The sequence below is a fragment of the Campylobacter sp. CNRCH_2016_3089 genome (assembly GCF_025772505.1).
Taxonomy (GTDB): domain Bacteria; phylum Campylobacterota; class Campylobacteria; order Campylobacterales; family Campylobacteraceae; genus Campylobacter_D; species Campylobacter_D lari_D.
This window is the reverse complement of the sequence record NZ_JAKMSF010000026.1, coordinates 1-4581: the sequence shown is the minus strand read 5'-3', so window position 1 is coordinate 4581 and position 4581 is coordinate 1. Positions and strand designations below refer to the sequence as shown.

Here is a 4581-nt window from a genome sequence, read left to right as displayed (position 1 = left end):
CTTACAGGCTCAAGTGAACTTCCTAACAATCCTTTTTACTTTGGAGAATTAGATCAAGATAATACCATAAAACAAGATACACCTAGTTATTATTTTTCTCCTAAAGATGAAAATAGTGGCAAAGGAAAACTTAGCATCTTTTATAAAAATGATGAACTTTGCTTGCTTAATTATTCTATTATAGAAAATTCTTTAAATATCAAATTAGAATGTTTAAGCAAGCAAAGCTTAGAGTATAAAGATTTGATTTCAAACACTCTAAAAGAACAAAAAACCATACAAATAAACAAAAAACAAGCTATAGCTAAACTTCATGCCCTTTTAGAAAATCAAAACCTAGAATGTATCCATGGAGGTAAAGTCATACTTCAATCAAACAAAGGAAAAACTTTTAAAGATGGTGGTGTGCCTATTATGCTAGAAAGTGATTTACTTAATTCTAGCATAAGTGGCTGTCCTAATACCATTGCAAATGTAAGCTATCCTTGCACTAAGGTAGTAGATGTTAAAGGCTCTTTATCTCAAAAGAAAGTTAATAATGAATATGTAATCTTACAAGAACTCATCTCAGCTTGTATTAGTGATAAAGGCTTTCCTTTAAAAGTAAGCTTTGTACCTACTAAGTTTAAATTTGATCATAGTTTTAATCCTAAGGAAGGCTTAGCAAAGCAAAGCAAAAGCCAAACAAAGCTAAAAGAGCCTATAATAAGACTTCATTATAAAAGTGATAGATTTCAAAAAGATAACCTACCTATCTATAATCTTTTGATCAATAATGAAAAAAAAGAACAAAATAAAGCTTTAAGTGAATTAAATATAGATCAAAAAGATTTAAAAGATATAGAAGATGTTAATATTCTTAATCAATTCAAACAAGACTTTAGTAAAGATTATGAATTTAAAGAATTAAATTTTAGTTTTGATACTAATTTAATCAAACTTTATTTTATTATCCCAAAAAATATTGCTAAAGTTTATAAAAGTGCTTATAAAGAATTTGAATATAAAGATTTAGGAGCAGGGTATTTTACACAGCTACATGAGTATGATAAAATCATCAAAAATTCCCTAGAAGATAATAAAGAATTAAACGAATATCATTTTAGTTTTTTAGCTCCTGCTAAAATGCAAAATTTAAAATTTCAAATCGCAAATGGACTAGATGAGATCTTAGAAGATGAAGATAGAAAACAAGAGCTTTATGTTTGTAAATTTGTAGTAGTGAATGGGATTAAAATATGAAAATAAAAGATTTCACCTTAATTACATCAAATCATAATTTGGAAATTGAGTTAAAAAATCTTACCGAAAATGCTAATAAAATTATTTTTATATGTGGTGATTTTGATGGATATAAAGAAGCTAAGAATTCTTTGTATAAGACACTACATACTATTGAATATAAATTTAAAATTAACAAGAAAAAAACTTTTAAAATCATACATTTAAATCAAGCTAATAAAGATGAAATCACAAAAGAACAAAAATTTAGCTCTGATAAAAATTTATCTAGTATTAAAAAAATTATCTTTAATAATTTAAATTTTTTAAATGATGTAATCAATCAAAACGAAAATAAAACGCTCAATAAAATTATTGATGAGAGTAATGAAGAAAATATTGAAAATTTTTTAAAAGGAGTTCAAAAAGAATTAAATACATTATTAAAAAATATCAAAGAATCTGATTATTTTGAGCAAGAGATTAAACCAAAGATACAACTTACCCTAGATACACTTTTTAATACATTTTTAAAAAATATCACTCAATCTAATGATGATGAATATAAGCAAATTATTAGAGCTATAGCAAAATTTTTTATCAATATATTAGATTCTGTAACCAATCTTAAAAAACCTATCTCTTTAGTCAAAAAAAATCCTTATGTTTTTGTTGTAAATACATTATTTGAAGCTTATAATTCTTCTTCTGACTATCAAGAGCATAAGGAACAAAAATATTATTATGATTTTGCTTATCCACTTTTAGAGCTTATTACTAGTAAGCTTTATCCTATTATCGCTTTGTGCAATGAAGAAATTTTATCTGATGTATTGATTATAGATGATAAAGTATTATTAGATTTTTCATCTTATTCTAATGCACCTTCTATTAGTCTTTATAAAAATAGTTTTTATAAAGTTATTTTAGATGAAGAATTTCAAGGTATTTTTGATCATTTTTTAGAAAATAATCCAAAAATTGAAAATGAAAAGTTAGATAATACGCTTTTGATTAATTCTAGTTTAAAAAATTTTGATACAACATTAAAAAAAGCAATCAATTCAAATATCTCTGAACTTAATCATTTCTTTTATGCAGAATATCCTGATTTAAATTCTTCCATACTAGTAGAAATGATACTAGATAAAAAAAATACTGATCAAATCAATACAACCAAAATGGGTAAAAATTATTTGTTTATTACCAATCCACCACAGCTTAACAATGCAGCACTTTGTGAAGATTTGTATCAAAAAAAATTAGGAGCAATAATAAAAAATCGCCCAAAAGCTCTTACAAAAAATGAAAAACTTGGGTTAAAAGAGCAATTTCCTAGTAAAAGAGATTATGGTTCTTATTTTATAGAAAGAGATGTTAAAAAGGAAGATGATTTTGTATTGCAACTTTGTCCTTTTGTGAAACTTGATGGACAGGTTTATCAAAAATATAAAAGGTATTTTAATTTTTATAATCAACCATATTCTTGGATGAAACTTTATTTATTGGAATATATAAACGAACGATTGGAATATGAAAAAGCTGAGCAAGATTTTGCTTATATTGATAGCTTTTTTAAATTACCCAAAGAACTGGAAGAAATTAGCGAAAAAGAAAAAGAAAAAGTAAAAGAATATATCGGGCTTTTTAATAATTATTTAGATAATATCAATTCTGATTATAATCAAATGCAATTTTTTCTTGAGTTAGATCCATCAATATCCAAAACATATGAAAATGTAGATTTTAAGAAATACTCACCTTTAACGGTTGTTTTATTGACTTTAACTTTGTATGTTTTACAAAAAGACTTAGCTTCTACACAAGAATATTCTCTTGGTGTTAAAAATATTGTAATTCCAAATTTAGATTATGGTGATAAAGAAATTTCACTTAATTACCAAAAGATTAAAATACCAAATTATTTTAATGAGTATATCTTATTTATCCCTGATGATATTTATTTTTATGATAATGATAAAAAAATTTACATCTTTTTATCTAAAGAATTAAATAAAAATAAAAAAGAAGATGAAGTTATCTATTTAGATGAATTAGCCAAAGCTATGTTTGAAAATGATTTTGAAGAAGATGATCAAACTTATGTGAATTTTTTAAAAACCTTAAATGAAAGCTTTGATGAGGAAATTGAATTTAAAGAAAATACACAAACAGATAAAACTCTTCCTTTGAAAAAAGATTTAGATAAAAGTATTCAAGAAATTATGCTTGATAATGAACTTGCAAAATTATCCATAGATATCACTTTTTTTAATATCATTAAGCAACTTTTTCCTTTTGCAGAATTTTTTATGAGCCAGCCTGATTTTTTTAAAAAAATGATTTTATTTTTTATAAATTCAAGCTTTGATAAAAAGCATTATGGCAATAAATTATTTTCTAGTTTTAAAGCACATTTTTTTAAAGAACTAGGGATATTTTATGCACTTAATCCTAAAGGACATTTTATAAAAATTAATCCAAAAAGTAAAAAGCCACTCAATAAGCTTTTTTTATATCAAATAGGAACAAATTATTATTATTTTAATCAATTAGAATATGCAAGCGAGTTAAAAAAGTCAAAGAGTTTTTCAAGATTGGATAAAGCTAAGCAAATTCATTTGATATCAAAAGTAAAAAAACAATTAGCTATCGATTTTTCTATTAAAGTAAGTAAAAATTTAAGTGTAGATGTGTTAAAAAATTTAGCAGGATCTTTTATCGATACACTTTTGCCTACAAATTATGAAAGATTAAAAATTTTATATGAAAAACTAATGTATGAAAAATTTACTTACAATTATGATTTTCCTTTAGCTGTAAAAAAAGAAGAATACTTAACCTATCCTTTATTGATAAATTCTAGATTTATGAGTTTTGATTTATCTGAGTTTATTTTTGGTTCTTTATTATGCACAGGTGGGCTTAATTATTATCCTAGTATTGCTTGTGCTACGACTTCAAGCAAAGCTAGGGAATTTGCCTTAAAAAGACTTTTATCTTATATTATTTTAGATGAGAAAAGAAGTGCTTTTAAGGAAGATAAGATCAATGAGGGTAAATACATCTTAAACGATATGGAATTTTTTGAAGAAAACAATATAGAACTTAGAAATTGTAATATATATAAGCTAGAGCATTTTCAAAGAAAAGAAGAGTATAAAACACAACACCCAGTGATAAAACAACACCCTATCTTAGCTTATAATGATACTATACAAATTTTATATGAATATGCAAATGGTATTTATAATACTACTCAAGATGAAAAGGGTAAGTTCATAGAAGATAGGCAAAAAGCAAGAAGATTAATGGAAAATTTAGAAGCTATAGGACAACATAATTTAGAAGTGATGTATA

General features: G+C 24.4%; 2 protein-coding genes. Both read left to right on the top strand.

The window, feature by feature from the left end; all coding sequences use genetic code 11:
- The coding region (locus tag L8W69_RS09005) for a hypothetical protein (protein WP_263666966.1) at positions 1–1242 on the top strand (1242 nt) is incomplete at its 5' end.
- A partial coding sequence (locus L8W69_RS09000) for a hypothetical protein (RefSeq protein ID WP_263666965.1) occupies positions 1239–4581 on the top strand: 3343 nt, incomplete at its 3' end. The genes L8W69_RS09005 and L8W69_RS09000, both read left to right, overlap by 4 nt.